Raw genomic sequence first — 23,138 nt, forward strand, 5'->3', positions numbered from 1 at the left:
ATTTTTTTATTGTAATAGATTCTTGGTTTTAGCTAATTTGACCCAGTTAGGATATTCAGTCATCAGTAAATCATAAAGTTCTCGATCTGCTATATTTTCTGGATCTTCCAAGCTGAAAAAATCAGAGTTATCAAGATAGCGATCGCTAATTTCATCAAGTCGTTCTAAAAAACTAAAATCACTTGTAATTGCTTGGGAAAACCAGCCTAAAATTCCTTTACTCTTAACATCTTTACGTGACTTACCAATTGCCATAAATTGCCAAAAAATTGGTTCATAGGAAGATTCTTTAAGATACTGTTGTGTTTGTGCTTCATCAGAAGTTGCTCCATCTGTAACGAACATGACATAAACTGGTTTATTTAACGAACCAGGATTGTTTTGGCTACTTTTTTTAAAGCTTGAAAAATAGAAATTTCTAATCATATTGATAGCTTGACCATAGTAAGTACCACCTTCAAGGGAATATTGTTTTAGGATATTTTGAATAAAGCTTTGAAAATTTTCAATAGTCATTTCACCCACATGATGAGCTTTAGCTCCAAAGAGAAATATATCAATAGAGGCGTTATCGTCAAAACGACATCCTAAAGCAAGAATTTTTTCAGCAAGCCGCTGTATTTTACCTGAACTATAGAGCGAACCCATTGAACCAGAGATATCAAGGCAAAGCACAACCTTGGCTTGATGATTTGTCAAATTTACTTTTTGAAGTGATATATCTGCTGTTTTAGCAAGATTAAAAATATGTGGTGCTTGCTGTTCAAGCTTTTTATCTAATGCTATATTTGCTTGAGTTTTATAGTTTTCTTTTTCATCTTCTTTTTTTTCTTCTTGTTTAGTTTCAACAATATACTTATCTACAAAACTTTGTAGCCCCGAACTATACCCTTCTCCTACCGCCTGAAATCTCCATTGATTATCCTTTTTATATAAACGCCCAAATTCCAAAGCCGTCTCTTGAGAAAAAGCCTCTCTTAAGTTGTACCTAGCTAGAGAATTTTTACTTTCCTGGTTGTAAATCTTGATAAAAGCATTTTTGATTTGACTAAAATTTTGATTTTTTTCTTGCCCTTGATGAATAGTAACAACAAAAACTATTTCATGAATAGCTGGATCGACTTTTGCCAAATCAACATAAATCGTCTCATCATCTCCATTACCTTCTCCGGTTCTATTATCTCCTGAATGTTTTAAAGAACCATCGAATGATTGCAGATTATTGTAAAATACAAAATACTTCTCATCAGGAATTTTACCATCTGCGCCTAACATAAATACCGAAGCATCAATATCATAGGCTTGCCCAGCTTGATTTACTTGCCAACCCAAACCAATAGCCACCTTATTTAAATTGGGAGCTTCTTGAGAAAGATTAAATCTTTCACCTTTAGTTAATTCAATTTCCATTTTCGAGACATCCTTAAAATTTATTATTTTATTAACTTCACAAATTCTCAATTATGGTATTTTTTATGCAAAAAAGGGGGCAACAATAATGAATACCCCCTTTTTATTACTCTCTAAAATAACTACTAAGCTGCATATCGGTCTACAAAACTTTGCAGACCTGCTTTATAACCAGCGCCGACAGCTTGAAATCTCCATTCTCCATCTTTGCGATAAAGCTTACCAAATTCAATTGCCGTTTCTGCGGACGCATCTTCATCTAATTCATATTTGGCAATTTGTTTTTCTGTTTTATTGTCATAAATTCTAATAAACGAGTTTCTGACTTGTCCAAAGTTTTGCTTTCTTTGTTCTGCTTCATGAATAGTGACAACAAAAACTATTTCCTGAACGGAAGCATCAACTTTGCTCAAATCAACTTGAATTGTTTCATCATCTCCGTGACCTTCTCCAGTTCTGCTATCTCCCTCATGTTTCACAGAACCATCTGGTGATTGTGTGTTGTTATAGAATATAAAGAATTTTTCGTTAGGAATTTTCCCGTTAGTACCTAACATAAATATAGACGCATCCAGGTCAAAAGCTGAACCTGTATCTGTGGCGTTAAGATCCCATCCTAAACCAATTCCAGCATTTATTAAGCTTGGTGCTTCTTTTGAGAGATTTATTCTTTCGCCTTTGCTGAGGTTAATTGACATAACTACTACCTATTGTTTCAAAATGAATTTTATCCAGAGTTGTTATTGATTAGCTCAATAACTTAGTCAATCATCAAATGATTTTCACTTGTATCATCCAGAAGGGATGAGATATGAATTAAAACAATCTTGCTTACTAACTCACTAATGCTGCACTGTCAGCCATTTAAGCATAAGCTTTCACAAGTCCTTCTAAACCATTAACATTAATGCCATTACCAATAGCTGCCATTTTCCATTCATTATTATGGTTGTAAATTTCAGCCATAATCATTCCGGTCATTCCTTTATATTCAGAACCGGACAGATTATACTTAGCTAATTCTTGATTGTTAGATGTATTAACCAGGCGTACAAACGCATTTTTAACCTGGGCAAACTCTTGTTTACGAGTAATACAATCGTAAATATTCACCGTAAAAACCAGTTTGACTATCTCTTTTGGTAGGCGAGCTAAATCTACAATAACTTGCTCATCATCACCATCTCCTGCACCTGTGAGATTATCGCCTAAATGAGTAATAGCTCCTGATTTGTGAGATAGATTTCCAAAGTAAATAAGGTTGCTTGTATCTCTGATTTTGCCATTTTCATCTAAGCAAAGAACAGAAGCATCTAAATCACAATCTTGAGTGTTACTGAAAGCGCCAAAAACGCCACCGCCTAAACGTTTTGCTGTATCCCAGCCTAGTCCACACATCAGCTTTGTTAGCCCAGGAGCTTCTTTTGAAAGTGAAATACGTTGCCCTTTTTGTAAGTTGATTCCCATGTTAGTTTATGTTAGTTATATGGATTGATAAACTCTTAGCTATAGCGTTCAAGTAGGGCTTTTAAGCCACCTTGATAGCCTGCACCTACAGCATTTAGACGCCATTCGCCGTCTTTGCGATAAAGTTCTGCCATGATTAATGCTGTTTCTATGGAGTAGTCTTCCACAAGGTCATAGCGGATTGCTTCTTGTTTTGTTTGGGCGTTTACAATACGCACAAAGGCATTTTTAACTTGGCCAAAGTTCTGACCGCGTTGCTGTCCTTCATAGATAGTTACAGTAACAACTATTTTTTGAACTTCTGGTGGTACTTTTGTGAGATTAACTTTGATAACTTCATCATCTCCCTCACCTAAACCTGTGAGATTATCTCCCATATGTTGAAGGGATTTATTAGGGTCAGGACTTGTGAGGTTATTGTAAAAAATAAAGTGATTGTCAGAAAGAAGTTTTTCGTCACTCCCTAACATAAATACTGATGAATCAAGATCGAAATCGTGACCTGTATCTGTAGCTTTTACATCCCATCCAAGCCCAATAAAGACATCTGTTAAGCCAGGAGCAACTTTTTCCAGTGAAACTCGTTGTCCTTTAGCTAGTGAAACTGCCATAATTTTTTTCCTGTTTATAGCGAATAGACGTATAAATTAAGCAAGTTTTTTAATTCGTTTTCTGCAAACAAATGAAACTTTTGGAGATCGCAACAAAATTAATCAGCTAGAGTGCTGATTGCTTAAAAAAGATTTCAATATTAATTATTTAATTTTGGATGTAGCTATTTTTTCAGTTTGAATATGTTTATTCTTCAAAAGTTCGCTTTTAAATACACAAGAATTCAGGAGCGAATGGAGACGCTCCGCCTCTGGTCAGAATGGACTAAGCGGCGATACGCAACAAAATTAAAATAGTCTTTCGCCTTAGCTTAAGACTTAGATATAGCAATCCTAAATGAGTCGTGAAAAATATGGATAAGGAAACGAACCGCCAAGGGCGCAAAGGGCGCAAAGGTAAGAAAGAAGAAAGAGATATATAATTTTCACAAATGATTTAGGACTGCTATATGTACTTAATCAACTTGAAATATGCTGTAATTAATGGCAACCAAGCTATTAAGCTTTATTGTGTAAATCCGATTGTTTGCGAGAATTAATTGTTGAGTAACATGCGATTAAATTGATAGTACTATTCTGCGCTCTATCCTATTCATCTGTAAGGAGCGCTGTAATCAGGAAAAATACTTAAACTCTCAAATTTTTGTTTTGATGTCACATAGTTTATTCATAGCAGTATTGTTATCATATTCAATGACAAACAGGCAGTGGTATTGACTGCGATCGCTTTAACAAATTAAATATCGAGAAGCAAAAATTACAATCTCTCAACATTTGTTAACAATGCTGCAATTGAGCTAACAACACGACAATTTCATCAATTGCTTGACGCACAACTGTTGCAGGCTGTTCGGATTGATTGACAATAATACTAAAAACTAACGTTTCATACTTAGGCGCATTCACATACCCAGATAGAGAAACTACACCAGTTAACGTACCGGTTTTGGCTTGGACAATACCTTCAGCTGGTGTGTTTTGAAAACGTTCTTTTAAGGTTCCACTTTTACCAGCTACAGGTAAAGATGCACGATATATCGATGCTCCTGGCGTCCTTGAGATTCCCCGCAAAACTTGTACAAAAGCTTCTGGTGTGACTAGGTTACGACGTGATAAACCCGAACCATCTATCAAAACATAATTTGCTGGATCGACTCCTAATTGAGTTAAACTTGCTTTGACAACTTCCAAACCGATATGAGCGCTAGTCTGATTTTTCAGTCTGGGTTTTTCCACAGCTAATGCTCTTAATAGTGCCTCAGCATAAAGATTATTACTATTAACATTCGTCTCTGCTAATAATTCAGCTAAAGGTGGCGACTCTACAAATGCTATTTCTTCTTGATTAGTACCACCAGATACGACTAATGCTTTTCCCAAAGGTATTTTTTCTTTTGCTAAAGCCGCACGAAAGCGCCGTAAAAAGTAATAATTAGGATCGACTAGAGGTAAATCTAATAAATAAGGTTCAGAGTTTGCTGTTAACTGTCCTTCAATTCGCAATACTGTTCCTGATAGCTCACGGTTAACGTTAATATAAATTGGTTGATTTTGGTCAACAGTTAATGACTGATTAATTGTCCGCCACTGTCTCGCTTCATTAATATCAGTCCAAACTAATTTTAAAGGTTTACCTACAGCCTGAGGTACTAGTTTTAAGCTAAAAATATTTTGATTGGTAATAAAGCTGTTGACTGGTGCGCCGTAGTCTGACTGGACATCTTCCCATTGCCAAGTGGGGTTAACAATATCCCCTTGGATATAACTATCATCGGCGATTAATTCCTGAATTTGAGTAATACCTTTCTGTTTCAACTGTTGTGCTAATGCTTGCAGTTGGGTATCACTTAAACTCGGATCTCCTCTACCGACAACACGTAAAACACCATTGCCATTTTGATAAATAGAAGTACGAATACGAAAATTACCGCCCAACTGCTGTAATGCAGCTGCTGTTGTCAGCAACTTCATGTTAGACGCTGGAGTAAAATATTTCTCGGCATCTCGATTGTAAAGAGTTAACCCCGCTGATAGAGGTTGTACTAAAATTCCCCAACGCATCCGACTAAATAGGGGACGATTAATAACAGAATCTATAGCTGTTCCCAATTGGGTAGAGCAAATTGCTTTTGTAGTAGTTGTAGGTGGGGTTGGGGTTTGTGCTTTACCAACTCTAGAATTAAATGTTATCTGGGTAGTTAAAAATATTAACAAAACACCCAGCGATCGCTTGAAAATCTTAAGTTTCACCAATATACCTTATCCAATGTTCAATAATTTCACTTTACCAGCAACTTCTTTCTTTAAAAAAGAGCAATTGGGTCAGTAAACTTACTTAACTAGTATAAGAGAGATGTTCACATATTTACAGCAATCTTCATCTATTTCAACCAAAATCCTCATTGCTTGTAGCAACTTAGTCAAAATTTCCATCAAAAATGTAAAATCTCAGGCTATAGCAATCCTATTTGAGTTGTGAAATTAGTAGTGTAGGCAGGCAATAGATTTTTTCACGAATGATTTAGGATTGCTATATATACCATTTCACTTTAATGATACAAATATGTGGTTAGGGGTTTAGCAGTGCTAAACCCCTAAGAAAAATGGCATTGCTGAATCTAGGGATGATTTTTACCTCACGCAAAGGCGCAAAGGCGCAAAGAATCTACCTTTAGCCTTCGTCAAAAATCTTAATTCATCCCGCATTTATGCAACGCCAGAAAAATCTATGTGTATCAAGATTTTTCTGAAATGCTATTAGAAGTATTGACTAATATGATAGTCAATGAATTCACTGCAAGTTAACCATTTATCTTGGGGAAACACTAACTTTTTAGTCTTGGTCATAACCTCATTAAAGAAATTGATATAGTCATCGCCTTGCAAAATTAACTCATCACCTGTTATGTGGTCAGTTAACACTACAGACTGACCTACTTTCATGTATGTGTATCGTTGCATAAGTTGTTGCGCTAGTGGTTGTTTAGTTTAAGTAGCCGCTTTCTAGCTATAAATTTGGACACGAAAACGCTAACCATTCCGCAGTTAGGTGACAGATTTTTGATAAAATTTTCCAGCAAAATTCAGTATTATCAAAATTGGCAAGTTAAACAGCTTTTACGATTGGCTTGGAAACTGAAGTTATGTACTTCAGTTGATTTTAAATTTGCTGTATATGCCAATACATTTATGTGCAGTTTTTCCCCCTTGTTTTCGTTGCAGTTTCTAGTTGCTTATTTATAGCAAGGAAGGATATTTTCAAACTGAATCATATCAGACCAATATTGCGATCGCTAAGAGATATAAAACATAATTTTCTCTCAAATCCAACAATGAAACTTTAATCTTAACTTAACCTGAGAGTTCCCTAACTGAACTTCCAACAATCTCCAAGCCCGTCTTTTTGAAGTGGATTTACAGCAGATTTCAAGGAAAGCTAAGTGTGGTATTTATGTCTGAAAGTTAGACAGAGAGCCTCTTGTAATTACGGATTTCGCTCTAGGTTGAAGCCGATAGTTATTTTGATAATAGACTATGCAGACTAATTTAGTAAATAAAATGTTCCAATTTTTTTCAACAAACTTTTTTGTAATTAATGAAACTTAGATAACTAGTTTGGGAATAATAAATCATGCCAGAGAAACATTTTAAATGGATCTCAGCATACTAGGTGTGTCTTTTTATCGGCGATTACAGGAGCAAATTGTTCATGAAAGTAAGTTCATCAGGGGCTAAGCTGGGTAGTGCAATTATTAGCAGTACTTGTTTAACCGCAGCAATTATAGGCTTGGGTGGTTCCGGTGCATTTGCGGCTCAATTCATTACAATTAAAACCACTGGTACATTATCAGGAACTATCGAACTCCCCAGAAATAATCCCAATTTCAATAACAGTATTACTCGTATTGATACTGATGAGACTGGAACTTATTACCGGAACTTAGGTACTACTAATAATCCTAATTACGTTCCTGTGTATCAATCAGACTATTTGCAGGTAGAAACACGCCCTGATGGAAGTCTGCATTACTTCGTTGACTTTAAAGGTATTCCTTTTGTCTCCTTCGATGGCGTTTTGACATCGCCGGTTCTTTCTGGTGGCCAGCTGACTCCCTTCAAATATCAAGGACAATTAGCGGGAACCACATTTCAGGGAGTTGTTCAAGACGAATTTAATTTCATCAAAGCTTTTTACAGCGGTACTGTCACTGACCCAGACACCGGAAAACAGTATCAGGGCACTTTTGAAGTTTATGGCTATGGTGAACGATATAGCGATCGCAATGGTAGTTTAACTCCTACCGTTTTTGATTTCCAGTCTGATATCCCCGGTTCGCCAACAATAACATCTTTGACTTTGAGTAACACTCCCTTGAAAAATTTGAGTATCAAAGTACCCATACCTGTGGATGAAACTTCTATTCCAGAACCCACCAGTATTTTCGGAACCTTGATGGCGGCTGCTTTTGGTATCATCATCAAAAAGAAAAAAGATATGTCTGCTAAAGATTTAGCTTAATCATACATTTGGCATAATTTTGGCAACACTTAACCATAGTCAAGCGTAATATCTAGCTTGACTATGGTTTTATATATTTTTCCTCAAGGCAGTATTTTAGTTGTATAGCGGTAGTCACATAGGTTAGGACATTTTAAAAACTTGAATGCCATGCATAGTAAGACTTTTACCTCCTGCCTCCTGCTATACAGCCAAAATCTCACTCCATATCCCTTTGTTTAAACATTGCCATCAACTTCCGCTTACGGCTGTGGGTTTGCATCAAATTTTCTCGATAAGTAGACCAGTCAGCCTTTCTCCCAGATTGCAAGTAGGCGGTACGTGCTTTTTTTAGCCATTCTACGGCATAGTAGTAGTATTCTGCTTTACCTGCATCCATAATTTTCTCCGCACGATTACAGGCATTGGCAATTACCCAACCAGGATTATGAGGAATAGCAGCATCCATAACTCGGTGAATTAAGTCAGAATTATAAGAACTGAGTTCACTAACGATCGCAATTGCATCATCAATTAGCCCCTCGTGCAATAAAATATCCACTTTGGCTGATTCTGTTCCCCAACCAACATAACTACGGATGATTCTCAGTAAATCTGTTTTGACACTTTCCCAGTTTTCGCCAGCTAATTCTTGCATCTTCTGATAATCAGAAAACGAGGGCTTGACTTGGAAAGCCGCCTTAATTGCTAATAAAGCAGCTTCATCATTACCCAATTCAACAGCTAAATCACCTGCCCAAGTTCCTAACTCATACTGACAATCACCAGGTAAATTTAATCCACTTTGGGCGATATCTAATGCTTGCTGTAATGCTCCCTTATCGGTGAGTGTTTTCGCTAAGGCAAAAGCTTCTTCCTTTGAGTTCATCTGGGTTTGAGCAGCATCAATGGCTTCTTCTACTCTGCCTAAACGCCCCAGCATTGTGAGATATTGCTGGGTTTGCCCTTCTGCTTCAGCCAAATACAGGTATTCTTGGTAACGTTCTTGACGTTCGAGGATTTTCAGGCGAATTAGTGCCAAATCGTCTGCATAGTCAGGGACATCTTCTTCCCAAGCTCCTCTTTCGGTAATATTACCTTGGAGAACTTCCACCAGGGGTGGATAATCCCAACCTTGGCGTAAAGCCTCCATAATCAGACCAAAATCAGCATTCCATTCATCTTGCCATGCTTCTAAATTTATTTGAATATCAACTTTTTCGTCTGGGGTGAGTTCGGCACTTAGAATTGCTTCACACCAACCCTGATTTAATTCTTGGACAATTTCATCATTTTCGGCACCGTATTCTGCAACATCGTGCCAATTTTCCACACAGGTAAAGGTAATCGCCTCTAAAATAGCGATCGCATTTTCAGCCTCTCCCCGTTGGCAAAAATCCACGGCAATTTGCACCAGACTCAGTAATTCTTCAGCGATGGGGTCTTCTTCGTAACCTTCCTCGAAATACTGCACAGCGCTCCGGAGAATCTGCTTCACTTCGCGGCGAAAGGGAGCCGGATCGATAGTACTGCGCCGCACGCGTTTGATACTTTTTTCTTGGGCAACAGGAGCAATCATCCAGCTGACACGACGTTCAATCGCCTCAATCAGTCGTGGGTATTCTGCTACTAAATCTTGTAGCAGCCTTTGAGTTTGGACATAATCTAAGCGATCGAGTAATTCTTCTAAAGTTGGGCGCTGTTCAATGTGTTCTGAGTGACGCGCACAGACGAGCATCGTCGCCACAATATGTTTGCACCACCCATCAAAGTTGTATGCACAAGTGCAGTTGACAGAAGTCAATCCACTGCTGTCAAAATTCAGGCTGACATGATAAGGTCTGGCTTCACTGCCGACAACATCCGCTTGAAGCACACCGCCACGTTGGGTGATACCATTGACAGCGCCAGCCTGATAGTATGCCTCGCCCCGCTGGAAAGATTTGGCGTTGGCATGGCGGCGGATAGTAAACTCACTAATTTGGGGAATAGACATCGGGCGATCGCCTGCGTAAATCCTCTGGATGAATCCAGCTTAGGTCTTAAACTAACGCTATGTAAAGAATAGACTTCTTGCAGAAGTTGGGAAAAGGGGAAGGGGAAAGGGGGAAAGGTTTGGTATTTTTCCTTTAACATTGAGTCCCTTTTCCTACAAGAGTGCAAAAGTACTTTTTGCACTCTTGTCTAATGCATAACTGTATGTCTAATCATGAGTCATATCCCAAACATAAAGATTTTTCAAACAGATGTAGAGACGTTGCATTGCAACGTCTCTATCAACCATTTTGTGGCTAAACCAGGGATATTACACCAATTCTCTAAAGTCAAGCAACAGATTTAAAGCCACAAACCAGGTTAAATCTTAGTTTCTTAATTGCGAACTGCCAATAGCTATTAACTACCAGAGCAATAGCTATTAATTTCCTTGACTATTGAACTTTCTTCTTGACCACTCTTTTGTAGAGATGCCAAAGAGTTCTTTGCTGCTGGGAGATTCTTTTTATCTATAGCTGTTGCTGCATTCTTCAATTCTTTAGTAATGCCCTGATAAAGTGTGAGGAAACGTCCTTGAAAACCTTGGAGTTTCTCATCTTTAATTTCTAGGGCTTTCATTTCTTGGGTAAGTGGGTCTATCTTGCTGGCGAGTTCAGTTAAAGATTTAGAACCTTTTGCTGGATTGGGATTTTTGCCGAATTCCTGACCTAAAGCGGATGCTTGATTGGCAACCTTGATAATTTTGTTACATTGGGCAACTTTACTTTCTCCACAACTTGCAAATAATAATGCGATCGCAGTTGTGGCTGAGAGTATAAAAGTTTTCTTAACTACGTGTTGCATATATTCCATAATCTCCGACTATATTTTGCTAACGTTGGGCAAAGGAAATTGATAGTCAGCAAAAATACTTTTCTTTTTTTTCAAAAATCTCTATTTCTGCTCCTGATATCACACCCGGTTAATCACTTATGATTCAAATCTCTGTGCCTCAAAACATCAGTCTAAACAATAAGTATTCAATCAGACATGATATGACTTTTATATCCCTGCTACTTTATACTGCATTTTTTCGCAGATGTGTATGTAATTTCACTGAAAATAATAAAAAACTCCATCCCCTTGTGGGTGGAGTTTTTGGGCATGGGGAATAGGGCATAGGGCATGGGAAAGAAGTTATACCAAATCCGTTTTTATAACCGCTCTTTCTTCTCCCCCTGCTTCCCCTGCTTCCCCTGCTTTTTTCAAAAAGAAGGTAGTTAACAAGGATTTAGTATTACCAATGCCCCATGCCCAGTGCCCCAAGCGACGGGGGGAACAACCTCGCCCACCCCCTCGTGGGTGGGGTTTCCCGTCGCTTTTGATAAATTTATTCTGCCAATTTTGGCATTAACTTCAATGTGGCAGTAGTATTTGCTGCAACATTCGTTTTTTGCCACAGCATTGGGTGGTATTCAATCCGACACCAGGAATTAACCATATCTTTGTAATGTCTATGGAACGCATGACCTGATTGTCCAGGGGTATGAATTCCCAATGAATTATCTAAATTTCCCAAATCTACAATCATCCGCAATGAAGGAATATCCGTCACCTCAAAGGATTCATCCGCCCTCCACCGATTAGCATTTACTGTTTCGCCATTCCCAGCCGTGGCAAAGCCACCGCGATTAAACAAAGCTTCAATCGCTGCAACCCCAGATTTACCGAAGGTGGCATTACGAAAAGTGACGGTATGTAGTTTGCCCCAATTCCAGTTTTTTGGGTCTTTACCTTGAAGGCGTTCTAGTTCGTCTACGGCTTTTGTCAAGGATTCTCGAAAAATTTGGTCGCGGTTCTCAACTTTTGGGGTGTTGCGATTATCCCACCAAGAACTATTGGGCTGTTTGACCAGATTTGCCACCACAGCATACCAGCGATCGCCGCCATCAGGAAAGTATCTTTGAGGCAACTGGTCGTGAAATGTGTTTGCTAGCAAGTGTTTCCAGAATACTTCAAACAAAGCCGCAGCCGGGGATGTCATTCCCAACTCCAAATCCCAATTTTGTAGCAGTTTTTGGGCTGCTTGCAAACGGGGTGTATCGACTGCGAGTGATTGCAGTAATGGTACTAGTGTTTGGGCATTGAGATTGCGATCGCTCCCTTGTATCTGCTGTACATCCTGCAAAGAAATCGCCTCGGTTTGTTGTGAAATCATCTCAACAATCTGCTTTGCCCGATAGCCATAAACCCAGTCTGCGGTAATTAAATACGGATATTCACGGGAAACTAAATTATTAGCACTAGCAATAAAACCTTCGGTCGGATTGAAACTTTTGGGTAACTCCTCAAAATCAATATAGCCTTGCCATTCGTATTCATCCGTCCAACCAGGAACCGGATAACGCCCATCTCCCTTGGCTCTGATGGGGAATTTACCAGGCATTTGGTAGCCAATATTGCCATCAATGTCAGCGTAGACTAAATTTTGGGCAGGAACATCATAATTCTTGGCAGCAGTGCGAAATTCCTCCCAATTTTGGGCGCGATTGATTTCAGGAATAGCATAGCCTAGCTTAGAAGGTGCTAATGCTGTCCAGCGCAAAGCTACGGCATAATTTTGCGGCAATTCTAGCGGCTGACTCGATTGTAACTGCTGGAGATTCGGCGAAACATCAGAGAGAATCGGTCCGTGTCGAGTGTACCGAACCGTTTGCACAATTGGCTGACTTCCGGCAACTTGAATCGTTTCTTTCACAAGTTCCATATCAACCCATTTACCATTGACCTCATATTGGTTGGGGTTTTTCGGGTTGATTTTCTCGATGTATAAATCCATCACATCAGATTGAACATTAGTCACACCCCAAGCAATGCGATCGCTATGACCGATAATTACTCCAATCATCCCCGCAAAAGAAAAGCCCGCAACGTTGTAAGGACATTCTGTACTCTCAGACGTACAATGCAAACCAACCTCATACCAAATCGAGGGAATTTGCACACCCAAATGTGGGTCATTCGCCAAAATCGGCTTACCTGTGGTTGTGCGTTTACCAGATATCACCCAGTTATTAGAACCAACACCAATTCCCGTAGAACCAATTAGTTTTTCCAAAGCCATCATCGGCTGATTAATTGACTCTAACGCAGAGAAGAGGGAAGAAGACGCGGGGATCGGGAGACGTGGCGACGCGGGGAAAGAACTCTCTGTATCCTCTTTCACCGCGTCCCCGTGTCCCCATGTCCCCGCGTCCTCTCTCACCGCGTCCGCTTTCTTCCCTAACTCCGGCAAAATCGCTGGCAAGTCCTGAGGATAGGGTGGAAAAAGTTCCTCAACTTCAGCAGGGGTAAGAGTTTTAAGCAGTATTGCGCGTTCAATTTCGCTTTGAAAATTTCTGCCCAAATCGTAAGCCATCACCTTACCCCAAGTTAGAGAATGGAGTATTTGCCAAGGTTCTGGCTGATATGCAGGATTGAGAAATTTTAGTACAGCGTATTCTAAACTCAAGCTGCTGCCTTGATGTTTTGCTAAATAAGCGTTGACACCATCAGCGTAAGCTTCTAGATATGCTTTCATTTGAGCATTGATTTGCGGGATTTCTTGCTGCGCCACCCTCGCCCAACCCATTGTCCGCAAATATTTGTCAGTTTCAACCTGAGAAGAACCAAACATTTCTGAGAGTCGCCCAGAACCGATGTGTCGCCAAAAATCCATTTGCCAAAAGCGGTCTTGGGCGTGAATGTAACCTTGCGCCATGAATAAATCGTGGGAGTTGGCAGCATAAATATGGGGTACTCCCCATTTATCGCGTTGAACGGTTACTTCAGCTTTCAGTCCAGGTATTTGAATTGTGCCACTCTCTTGGGGAAAGGATTGGCGCACAATGTGAGTGGCAAGTCCCATTAACAATAGCCCCAGGACTAACAGGAAAATCACAGTAGCTTTGAGTCTTTCCAGTAACCAAAGTTTCCTAGAGCTTTTGATTTGGTCTTGCCGTGCCATTGTTAAGTTAAATCACGCGAGGTTACCACGTTGATATTACAGTACAGTGAGTAATATTAGACCTGCCTTGAAAATAGGGAACAAGGAACTATTAACAGGGAACAGCAAAGAAATATTTTCATTTTTCCTTGTGAGCGTAGCTGATGGAGTCTCTTGCAAAAGTCCCTAATATCATGTCCGCTTGATTGCTTATTAAACACGAAGAACCCCACCCCGCTTGCGGCTACGGTGTACACACAAGTCTCTTGACCTGCACCTTTGTTGCATCGCCTTGCACCTTTGTTGCATCGCCGGCATTGCTGAATCTAGGGATGATTTTTACCTCACGCAAAGGCGCAAAGGCGCAAAGAATCTACCTTTAGCCTTCGTCAAAAATCTTAATTCATCCCGCATTTATGCAACGCCGCATCGCCTTGCACCTTTGTTGCATCGCCTTGCACCTTTGTTGCATCGCCTTGCACCTTTGTTGCATTGCCTTGCACCTTTGTTGCATCGCCCTGCACCTTTGTTGCATCGCCCTGCACCTTTGTTGCATCGCCCTGCACCTTTGTTGCATCGCCCTGCACCTTTGTTGCATCGCCCTGCACCTTTATTGCATTGCCTTGCACCTTTGTTGCATTGCCTTGCACCTTTGTTGCATCGAAAAGCAAAAATTAACCTTCTGTGTCTTACACAACAACTCTAAAAGACTTGTGTGTACACGGTAGCTTTGCTAAGGGGCTACGGTGTACACACAAGTTATGGAATCACTATCAGTCATTGAATTACCCCTCCCTAACCCTCCCCTTGTAAAGGGGAGGGAATTAGATTTCTTTTTCCCCCCTTGGAAAGGGGGGATTAAGGGGGGTAATTGACTTGTGTGTACACGGTAGTTGCTAAGGTGAAGGGAGCGTTTGCTTTACTCAAATGCGGGGTGGGGTTCTTTATTTTTGATTTATGCAAGACTTAAACGTGGAGAAAAGCCCAAAAGCAAAACAAAAAAGCGATCGCTCCCCATCGCCCAGGCACAAAAGCAAAGTTTAGTACAGTGTCACCCCTCGGTTATAAGCGTCTTTAAAACTCGCATAGTCGTACTCGACTTGAGTTGCATAATCTAGAGCAAAGTTAACAATCTCATCTTTAAATCCACCCTTATTACCGCTGGTAATATCAGTTACTTCCTTATCAACGCTTGCGGGAACAATCCCAGCATCGTAGTCTTTATCTGAGATGGCATGATTCTTAGCAACCACCTTCCCTGCATAGCCCATTGCATCCATGAACTTTGATTTTGTGGTTAGCAAAGTATAGTCAAAATCTACTTGATAGGGTGATTTTTCGCGCAGCATAAAAGGAATACTGCTAACAGTAGTGTAGCCAACTAAAGGGTCAGTATTAGAAAGCATCGCTTTAGTGGCGATTGTTACCCTTGTTCCTTCGTGATTATTATAAACTGAACTCGGCAACAGACCTGGAGATGCGATCGCCACGGCGCTACTATTTTGTTGCTTCATCTCCAAAATTCGGTCATCATCGGTTGCTGAACTTGGCCCTTCAATCAGTGAGTAATACCGATATTTCCCAAGACTACCCGTACCAGAACCTAATTTGAGGCGAATATCTTTTAGGGTATAGTAACTATTGCTATAGCGTTTGCTGCTAGGAATTGAAGCGATGTAGCTACTCATGGCAGTAGCGATCGCCCAATAGGTGCTGCTAGATACAGGCTGGAGTTCCGAAGTTGTTTGAAAAACGCGATCGCTAGTACTATTTAACAGGGTGTACTTATTTAGTAAACTAGAGCGACTCTTAGCCGCTGCCTTTTGAATTAAATCTTTAACCACACCATTGGTATTACTTTCTTCTAGACGGTATGATAGCTCCTCATTAGTCCCTTTAAAGTCGCTTATCTTGTTCAGGTAAGCATCTAGGAAATTGCGGACAATATCTTGAGCATCACCAGAGCTAAAACCGTTCTCTTGAGCTGCCAACAGAATAGAAACTGCCATACGTCGCAAATCCCAAACGTAGGGGCCAAGATAACCTTCATCAAAGTCAGTGGTATCAAAGACGTTATTATCGTTGCTATCCCTCATCCCTCCAAGATTCTGCATATGCATATCTCCCTCTAACCAAATGGCTGATGTCGGAGAATTGACAAATCCTGAACCTGGTAAAGTTTGCATATCACGATAAAAGATGTGAGCCGTCCCTCGATAGAACGCAAACGGGCTAGCTGTCATCTTTTGCATCTTTGTTGCCAGTTCTTGCGGCAATTGGGAAGCAAACGGATGGTTATATTGGTAAATCTCATTTTCCACCCACGTTGAACGGGGAGTTGCCCCTTGAGATCTAGATGGAAACCCTAAAGTTAAAATCAAGATAATGATGATTGCAGATATCTGTTTCAGCATGAAAGCATTTTAAGCGCTAAAAAATTAATTGCTGGACTTTTGTATAGGGACAATCATCCAACAACAATTCTTTTAACACCTTGAGTTATAGCTTATAAAGTAATTTAAAGCACAATGTAATAACTATTTATATAAGACTACTATTTACACCAGAAATCACAATGGTGCTTTTATGCCATTCATGTCCACCATTGACAGAATATAATAATACTGATTTGGAAGTAAATTTCCACAAAAATTTCTATGAAAGCTGAAGCAGAAAACTATACCAGGCTGACTTGTGAAGTAGAAACTACACTCAAGGTCATTGGCGGGCGGTGGAAGGTTTTGATTATTAGAGAATTAATGACTGGCGTCAAACGCTTTGGCCAGATACAAAGGGCTTTACCTGGAATCACTCAAAAGATGCTAACCCAGCAACTTAGAGAAATGGAGGAAGACGGTATTATTCATCGAGAAGTTTATCCCCAAATTCCACCAAAGGTAGAATATTCGCTGACGCCTCTAGGAGAAACTTTGCAACCAATTCTCTACGCTATGCATGAATGGGCTGTTCAACATTTTGGTCGAAATAATGACCATCAATATTAAACTGTTAGGTGTTATTAGTTATTTCGTAAATATTCAATCGCTGCCTCTAATTTCGACGGATAACTTTCAGCAAACCTTTCAAACCAAAGTCCTTCAGGCGAAAATGGATCTATTTTCGCCAGCCATTCTTTTGCTTGCACTTTCAAAGCCTCTAGTTGTTTAGCTTTGAGTTGTTCTTGGCGAATTCGTTCCTGTTCTAATTCCTGCTGTCTTTTTAATTCTTCAGCAGCATCTATTTCTGCAAAATCAGACTGAACTTCTGCCAAAAGATTATCCATGAAAGACGCAGATTTTGGTGAGGCTGGAATAAAAGATTTGGCTGTAGTTGATTTTGGCTGTTGTTTGGGTTGCTCTTCTTTGTATTCAGTTTTAAGTTCAGCTAACAGCTTATCAATAGAATCCATTTTTATAAGTCCTATAAAGCGAAAGCGAAAACCAAGATTATATTTGGCATTTTTTCAAAAGTTAAAAAAATGAAAATAGTTAAACAGTTTCCTGTTAACTATTATTTTTTGCCTTTTGCCTTTTGCCTAATACTAGTCATTAATGGCATTAAGTAGCACTTCTGATAAACTCAAATCTTCCATATCTTCCATAGTAATTGTGTCACAGATATCAAACTTAGCACCAGCGCCTTGGAGTTCATCGTCTAAAACTTTGAGAAAACGGGTAGCTTGCTGGTCTGTACCAACTTGAATGAAAGAAATCCCTAATTCTTCATCTCTATCCATGCGGCGAGAAGCTTCAATAATCACCTTCATGACTGCTTTGCGATCGTCTGGTTCGCCATCAGTAACCACTAAAATTGTTTCACCATTTGGCTTCGTTTGACCAGCGCCTTTGCGTTGAAAATAATCATCAGTTGCATGTTTCAACACACCAGCTAAGTCTGTAGTACCAGAGGGATCGTTTTCTCGAAAAATTTGTGCTACCTTCCCGGATGTCACATTTTCATAGCGCTTAAATTTACCAGAAAATACATAAACTGTGATCCCATCTGGGTCAAATTGCTCACATTTACTAGCTAAAGCTAAAGTTGATTCTTGTGCTGTTACCCATCTGGTTCTACCACCCTTTTGATCTGGGGTGGCCATACTGCCACTTTTGTCAATAATTAAGGTATAATCTCGATTTTCTAGCATTTAGAAGTTCCCCCAATATTTAGTCACAACTTTTATATTAGGAATCAATTTTTGAGCATAGATAATATCTCCAAAAATTGATAATAATTTATTAGATAAAGCTGATAAATTTAGGAATTATCAGTCAGTTATGGCGTTAGTTAATACATCTACAAGACTCATTTCTTCTAGGTCGTCTAAAGTGACTGTATCGCAAATATCAAATTTAGCGCCAACACTTTGCAACTGGTCATCCAAAGCTTTCAAAAACTTAGTGGCTTGACTGTCTGAACCTACTTGAATAATTGAAATTGCCAATTCTTCATCACGCTCCATCTGCCGAGTAGCATGAATGATAACTTCAAACACAGCTTTGCGATCGTCTGGTTCACCATCAGTAATCACTAAAATTGTTTCTCCGTTTGGCTTAGTTTGACCAGCAGCTTTGCGTTGAAAGTAATTATTGATGGCATCTTGGAGTACACCTGCTAAGTTGGTTGTACCAGCAGGATCGTTTTCCAGAAATATTTGGGCAACTTTGGCTGAAGTTACATCATCGTAGCGTTTAAATTTTCCAGAAAACACATAAACAGTAATACCATCTGGGTCAAACTGTTCTGCCTTTCTTGCCAAAGCGAGTGTAGATTCTTGGGCTATTTCCCATCTACTTCTACCACCAACTTGGTCAGGTGTGGACATACTGCCGCTTTTATCAATGATTAGAGTGTAGTCGCGATCGCTCATCATATTTTTCCTGTAATTATTGCCCTGTAGTTCTAGTTTAACGCCGTTTTTTTCTCATTAAGCAAGGGTTTAAGTTTTTGTATCAATTAGGTTATGCAACACAACCCCGCTAGAGCATATTTATGCGGGTGAACACGGTTAATTACGTGTGCTTAGCGTCTTTATCGGTAAAATTTTTTGCAAGTATTGGTAATCAGCAAAAATATTTTAATAAGTATTAACTTTTATTAAAATCAACCTGAATTATACGTTAATTATATTTTTGAGTGTCTTAAAAATAGGGAGAAAAGAATAGGAAGCAGGAAACAAATATTTATATGCAATCTTTGTGTAATTTATTACATATTTATCTTAGTTGAAAAATTCAGAGCCAACAAAGCCCTATGTGTTCACTTTTAAATTTGTGGATGTGGTATTTGCTAATTCTGACTTCTAAATTTTAAATTGCGGTTTATTCTTAGTTTTTGTAATTGCATTAAATTTGGGAATAGTAAATGTTAATTATGCTAACACTTGCCTAATTAAGTAGCTTTCGACAAACTTCAAAGCACCCAGATTCAGTTATTTCAAAGTGAAAAGATGTTTAGTTTGGGCTAACTAGTTGCAGAAGTAGCGCCCTAAATTAACAACCCGATGAATTTTGTTTAATGACCGAACAATTTTTAATATAAAACAGGGCAATCCCCGTAATTCAAATTAGAGGATTTAGATAATAAGCAAACAATCCGCAGTACGGAGAAAGACGGTATTGCGAATTGGTTCGACTAGTATTTCCTAGCGACTTAAAAAGCCCTGAATTATTTTATTTCAGGGCTTGTTTTATATACAGTTTATTAAATGCCAGCGAAAAATCTTTGCCAGCGGTTTCTATACACATAATCATCGCTCAATGGCTTGCAAAAAAATAGCGGGTAACTACCCAATTTCTACCCATCTTTTCTGGGTATTCGCTTAATGTTTTCTTTATATTTGTCTATACCTCTACGATAAATCACTGAAGTATACCTTGTGATGATTACAATACTTATGCTTATAAAAAAAGTTAGCTTTTTTTGCAGCGAATTTACTTATAATAATTTCAGCTATTACCACTCATTCCCTACACGATGACTTATGGCAATACTTCAACTGATTGAACCTGAAGTTAAAGATTTAGGTGGTTTTTTTGCGCGCCGCAGTTTGCCATATCCTCATCGCCAAATGGTAGGGCCGTTTATTTTTTTCGATCATCTTGGGCCGTCCGTTTTGCCACCTAACAAAGGCATTGATGTCCGACCACACCCTCATATCAATCTGGCAACCCTCACTTATTTATTTGATGGTGCTATAATGCACCGCGATAGTTTAGGTACTGTACAGGAAATTCAACCGGGTGCAGTCAACTGGATGACGGCGGGAAAGGGGATTGTACATTCAGAACGCTCTCCCGACAGTGACCGTTACAACGAAGCCACCGTTCATGCTATTCAAACCTGGATTGCTTTGCCTGTTGAACACGAAGAAACCGATCCTTGTTTTATTCACTATCCTGCTCAAACGCTTCCTACCTGGGAAGAAAATGGCGTTACCATTAAACTCATTGCTGGAGAAGCTTATGGTTACACCTCACCTGTGAAAGTTTTTTCACCCGTGCTTTATTTAGATGTGGTGCTATCTAACAATACTCACTTCACTATTCCTCCTGCTTACTCAGAAACAGCGGTATACAGCGTTACAGAGGGATTGAGCATTAACGATCGCCTGCTTGAGCCATATCGCCTTGCCATATTACAGCCAGGTCATGAGGTGAAGGTTTCTGCTGCTGTTGCTGCTAGGTGTATTGTCATTGGTGGTGAACCATTAGGTACACGCCATATATGGTGGAATTTTGTTTCTAGCCGACGGGAGCGAATAGAGCAGGCAAAGGCCGATTGGCGTGAGAACCGCTTTGCTAGGGTGCCAGGTGAAGCAGAATTTATTCCCCTGCCAGAAGTGGTGGCAGAGCCTAATCCTTTATAGTCTCTGATCGCTTCCTTAAAATCCTTAAGTAGCTTTTTTAACAATAAAGCTGGGGAAGGAAATCTTGGTAGAAAATTTAGTACTGATGCGACTGGTATCAATCTACTAGCCAATGTGAGGGCATTTGCTCAAAAGTGCGATCGCTAGTATCAACAGACTTAAACCCTGCAAAATGCTTTAATAGCTTTAGTTTATACTAAAGTTTATTAATGATCCTGGTAACAACTACAGTAACCCTCTTCTCTCTTTTAACTCTGTCAAGCCCCGATGTTGTAGCCTTTTCTGATACCCAAAGCTATTGGGCAAAGCATTGTGTTCAGCAGCTAGGAGACCGTAAACTTATCACAGGCTACCCTGATGGTAGTTTTCGCCCAGATGCAACAGTGACACGTGCCGAAGCAGCGGTGTTAATGCTAAATGCTTTTCCTGATTCCCCAGTCAAACGCACTGCTACGTCATTTAAAGATGTATCTGCTAATTATTGGGCAAATAAAGCAATTTCTACTGCTTACCAAAAAGGATTTTTTTCTGGTTATCCTGGCGGGATTTTCCAGCCTAACCAACCAATTCCTCGCGCCCAAATCATTGGTGTCATAGCTGGTGGTAAAAATTACAGCCCTTTATCCAACCCAATGCAGACATTACAACAGTATTTTAATGATGCGGCAGAAATTCCTAACTATGCCCAAAATGCGATCGCATCTGCCACGATCAATAGTATTGTTGTCAATTATCCCAATGTCAAACAGCTAAAGCCACTACAAAGCGCTACCAGAGGCGAAGTTGCAGCTTTGATGTGTCGGGCGTTAAATATCTACACAGTTCCCCCACAATATATTGCTGGAGTCGAAGTAGACAGCCAAGAAGTACGTCCTTTACCAGGAAAACTCGATCTTATTCCTACTTTTAACAGCAATAGTCCTGAACTAGTAACAACTGAAGGAATTTTACTCTCAACCTTTCCCCCAGATGGCAAACAAGTACAGTCAGCACATTTAAATTATTCCTTTCAAGGCAGATTTGATATATTTGCTCATCATATCGTCAGAGCAGAAACACCAGCCCAAAGCCGTACTGTTTACCAAGGAATAATCGTACATAATCCGGGAAATGAACCTGTAACACTGCAAATATTACAAGCAGCTAGTTATTCCACCAAAGAAGCACAGTTTATTACTTTACCAGATATACTCGAAAATCCCCAAGGTTCAGTTTACTCTGGCCCAGGCGATCGCACAATGAATGATGTACTGCGGGGAGTTCGCCAAGGGATTTTTCCCCAAAAGCTGGTAATAGAACCAAAACAGACTCAAATTTTAGCAAATTTACCCATTTCCGTACAAGCTCCTTCTTCTAACGGTCGCACTACGATGATGCGCTTGGCAAGTAGTGGCCCAGTTTATGTAGCAAATTTAGCCAAAAATAGTAATATTCCGCCCACTTTAGGTGAGTGGCAAAAGCTTCTGGATACAGGCACTTTAGCAGGAAAGCGTGACCCGATTCCCACACCTCTCGATCCTCCCAGAGAACCAACAGTATTTAGTCGTGTTGCTGGCGTATCCCAAGGAACGCAATGGCAAGCACAAATTACGGATAATCCTAATGTATCTGAGTTAACGATACCCCAACCAGGAAAAACATTTTCTTATCCTTTGGGAACTGTACATTTAGTTACTCTTAGCACCGGACAAATTCAAAGTGCAGCCATGTTAAGACGTTATCCTGATACGGCTTACTTTGCTCACAGTAACTATGGTGTTGAATACAATTTAACTTTACCTCTCAGAAATATTACTAATCAAACTCAGGTGATAAATGTATCAATACAGACTCCTTTAAAGGATGAAGGAGGAATAGATAGACTACTGTTTTTAAAGCCAAATATAGAACAAATATTCTTTCGGGGAACGGTGCGGGTAAGTTACATTGATGATAATGGTGTTGAAAAGACGCGTTATGTACATTTGGTACAGCGTCGGGGACAAATGGGCGAAGCGTTGGTGACGCTGAAGATGTTGGCGGGTGAACAGCGACAAGTACAGATAGACTTTTTATATCCTCCAGATTCTACGCCGCCGCAGGTTTTGACAATCAAAACCCAGAGGTGATTTTTTCACGCACAGGAGCCAGCACAGTACTAATTTTGTTCAAAAATCAAACATGATTTTTATATATTGAGATTAAAGGTGAGCTTTTTTAGCTCACCTTATTTTAGACTAGACCAACAAAGCTTGATTGTATTAGTCAGCAGGACTTTTTTAGATATTTTTCCCAAGTATAAGCCAAGGCGATCGCCAATCATATAGCCGATGCAAAGAGCGATCG

General features: G+C 39.7%; 18 protein-coding genes. 5 read left to right on the forward strand and 13 right to left on the reverse strand.

Annotated features, from left to right (window positions below; genetic code table 11):
- Positions 1-6: 6 nt before the first annotated feature.
- The 6 genes from H6H03_RS24595 to H6H03_RS24620 form a co-directional block, all read right to left on the reverse strand.
- A complete protein-coding gene (locus tag H6H03_RS24595; protein WP_190957681.1) occupies positions 7-1,410 on the reverse strand; it encodes a TerD family protein in 1,404 nt (467 codons plus the stop codon).
- 125 nt (positions 1,411-1,535) lie between these two features.
- Positions 1,536-2,108 (reverse strand): TerD family protein, encoded by a 573-nt coding sequence (locus tag H6H03_RS24600; protein WP_190957682.1) that lies wholly within the window; start codon positions 2,106-2,108, stop codon positions 1,536-1,538.
- A 166-nt stretch (positions 2,109-2,274) separates the two neighbouring features.
- Complete coding sequence (locus tag H6H03_RS24605; protein ID WP_190957683.1) at positions 2,275-2,877, reverse strand: TerD family protein; 603 nt, start codon at positions 2,875-2,877, stop codon at positions 2,275-2,277.
- Positions 2,878-2,912: 35 nt separating this feature from the next.
- Entirely contained in the window at positions 2,913-3,488 is a 576-nt protein-coding gene (locus H6H03_RS24610) for a TerD family protein (RefSeq protein WP_190957684.1), read from the reverse strand.
- Positions 3,489-4,265: 777 nt separating this feature from the next.
- Positions 4,266-5,738, reverse strand: coding sequence for a D-alanyl-D-alanine carboxypeptidase/D-alanyl-D-alanine endopeptidase (gene dacB / locus H6H03_RS24615; RefSeq protein ID WP_313931911.1), 1,473 nt, complete (start codon positions 5,736-5,738; stop codon positions 4,266-4,268).
- Positions 5,739-6,245: 507 nt separating this feature from the next.
- Entirely contained in the window at positions 6,246-6,449 is a 204-nt protein-coding gene (locus H6H03_RS24620; RefSeq protein WP_190957685.1) for a hypothetical protein, read from the reverse strand.
- A 748-nt stretch (positions 6,450-7,197) separates the two neighbouring features.
- Between H6H03_RS24620 and H6H03_RS24625 the strand changes: the two genes are divergently transcribed.
- Positions 7,198-8,007 (forward strand): PEP-CTERM sorting domain-containing protein, encoded by an 810-nt coding sequence (locus tag H6H03_RS24625; RefSeq protein WP_190957686.1) that lies wholly within the window; start codon positions 7,198-7,200, stop codon positions 8,005-8,007.
- A gap of 199 nt (positions 8,008-8,206) precedes the next feature.
- Here the strand turns inward: H6H03_RS24625 and H6H03_RS24630 are convergent, their stop codons facing one another.
- The 3 genes from H6H03_RS24630 to H6H03_RS24640 all read right to left on the reverse strand — a co-directional run bounded on the left by H6H03_RS24630 (position 8,207) and on the right by H6H03_RS24640 (position 13,966).
- A complete protein-coding gene (locus H6H03_RS24630; protein WP_190957687.1) occupies positions 8,207-9,982 on the reverse strand; it encodes an SWIM zinc finger family protein in 1,776 nt (591 codons plus the stop codon).
- Between the two features lie 398 nt (positions 9,983-10,380).
- Entirely contained in the window at positions 10,381-10,824 is a 444-nt protein-coding gene (locus H6H03_RS24635) for a hypothetical protein (protein WP_190957688.1), read from the reverse strand.
- Between the two features lie 526 nt (positions 10,825-11,350).
- Positions 11,351-13,966, reverse strand: coding sequence for a penicillin acylase family protein (locus H6H03_RS24640; protein WP_190957689.1), 2,616 nt, complete (start codon positions 13,964-13,966; stop codon positions 11,351-11,353).
- A gap of 217 nt (positions 13,967-14,183) precedes the next feature.
- Between H6H03_RS24640 and H6H03_RS24645 the strand changes: the two genes are divergently transcribed.
- Positions 14,184-14,651 (forward strand): hypothetical protein, encoded by a 468-nt coding sequence (locus H6H03_RS24645; RefSeq protein WP_190957690.1) that lies wholly within the window; start codon positions 14,184-14,186, stop codon positions 14,649-14,651.
- Between the two features lie 334 nt (positions 14,652-14,985).
- Here the strand turns inward: H6H03_RS24645 and H6H03_RS24650 are convergent, their stop codons facing one another.
- Positions 14,986-16,359 (reverse strand): DUF2252 domain-containing protein, encoded by a 1,374-nt coding sequence (locus tag H6H03_RS24650; protein ID WP_190957691.1) that lies wholly within the window; start codon positions 16,357-16,359, stop codon positions 14,986-14,988.
- Between the two features lie 243 nt (positions 16,360-16,602).
- On the opposite strand from H6H03_RS24650, the gene H6H03_RS24655 reads away from it, so the two are divergent.
- Entirely contained in the window at positions 16,603-16,950 is a 348-nt protein-coding gene (locus H6H03_RS24655) for a winged helix-turn-helix transcriptional regulator (protein ID WP_190957692.1), read from the forward strand.
- A 14-nt stretch (positions 16,951-16,964) separates the two neighbouring features.
- On the opposite strand, the gene H6H03_RS24660 is transcribed toward H6H03_RS24655, so the two are convergent.
- From H6H03_RS24660 to H6H03_RS24670, 3 genes are all read right to left on the reverse strand, one after another.
- The gene (locus H6H03_RS24660; RefSeq protein WP_190957693.1) at positions 16,965-17,354 is read right to left on the reverse strand and encodes a salt stress protein, Slr1339 family; all 390 of its coding nucleotides are present in this window, start codon (positions 17,352-17,354) and stop codon (positions 16,965-16,967) included.
- A gap of 132 nt (positions 17,355-17,486) precedes the next feature.
- Positions 17,487-18,092 (reverse strand): vWA domain-containing protein, encoded by a 606-nt coding sequence (locus H6H03_RS24665; RefSeq protein WP_190957694.1) that lies wholly within the window; start codon positions 18,090-18,092, stop codon positions 17,487-17,489.
- Between the two features lie 120 nt (positions 18,093-18,212).
- Positions 18,213-18,818, reverse strand: coding sequence for a vWA domain-containing protein (locus H6H03_RS24670; RefSeq protein ID WP_190957695.1), 606 nt, complete (start codon positions 18,816-18,818; stop codon positions 18,213-18,215).
- Positions 18,819-19,928: 1,110 nt separating this feature from the next.
- Between H6H03_RS24670 and H6H03_RS24675 the strand changes: the two genes are divergently transcribed.
- The gene (locus tag H6H03_RS24675) at positions 19,929-20,813 is read left to right on the forward strand and encodes a pirin family protein (RefSeq protein ID WP_190957696.1); all 885 of its coding nucleotides are present in this window, start codon (positions 19,929-19,931) and stop codon (positions 20,811-20,813) included.
- 209 nt (positions 20,814-21,022) lie between these two features.
- Positions 21,023-22,921, forward strand: a complete 1,899-nt coding sequence (locus tag H6H03_RS24680) for a DUF3370 family protein (RefSeq protein ID WP_190957697.1) — start codon at positions 21,023-21,025, stop codon at positions 22,919-22,921.
- Positions 22,922-23,138: the final 217 nt, after the last annotated feature.

It is taken from the genome of Nostoc paludosum FACHB-159, assembly GCF_014698835.1.
Taxonomy (GTDB): domain Bacteria; phylum Cyanobacteriota; class Cyanobacteriia; order Cyanobacteriales; family Nostocaceae; genus Nostoc; species Nostoc paludosum.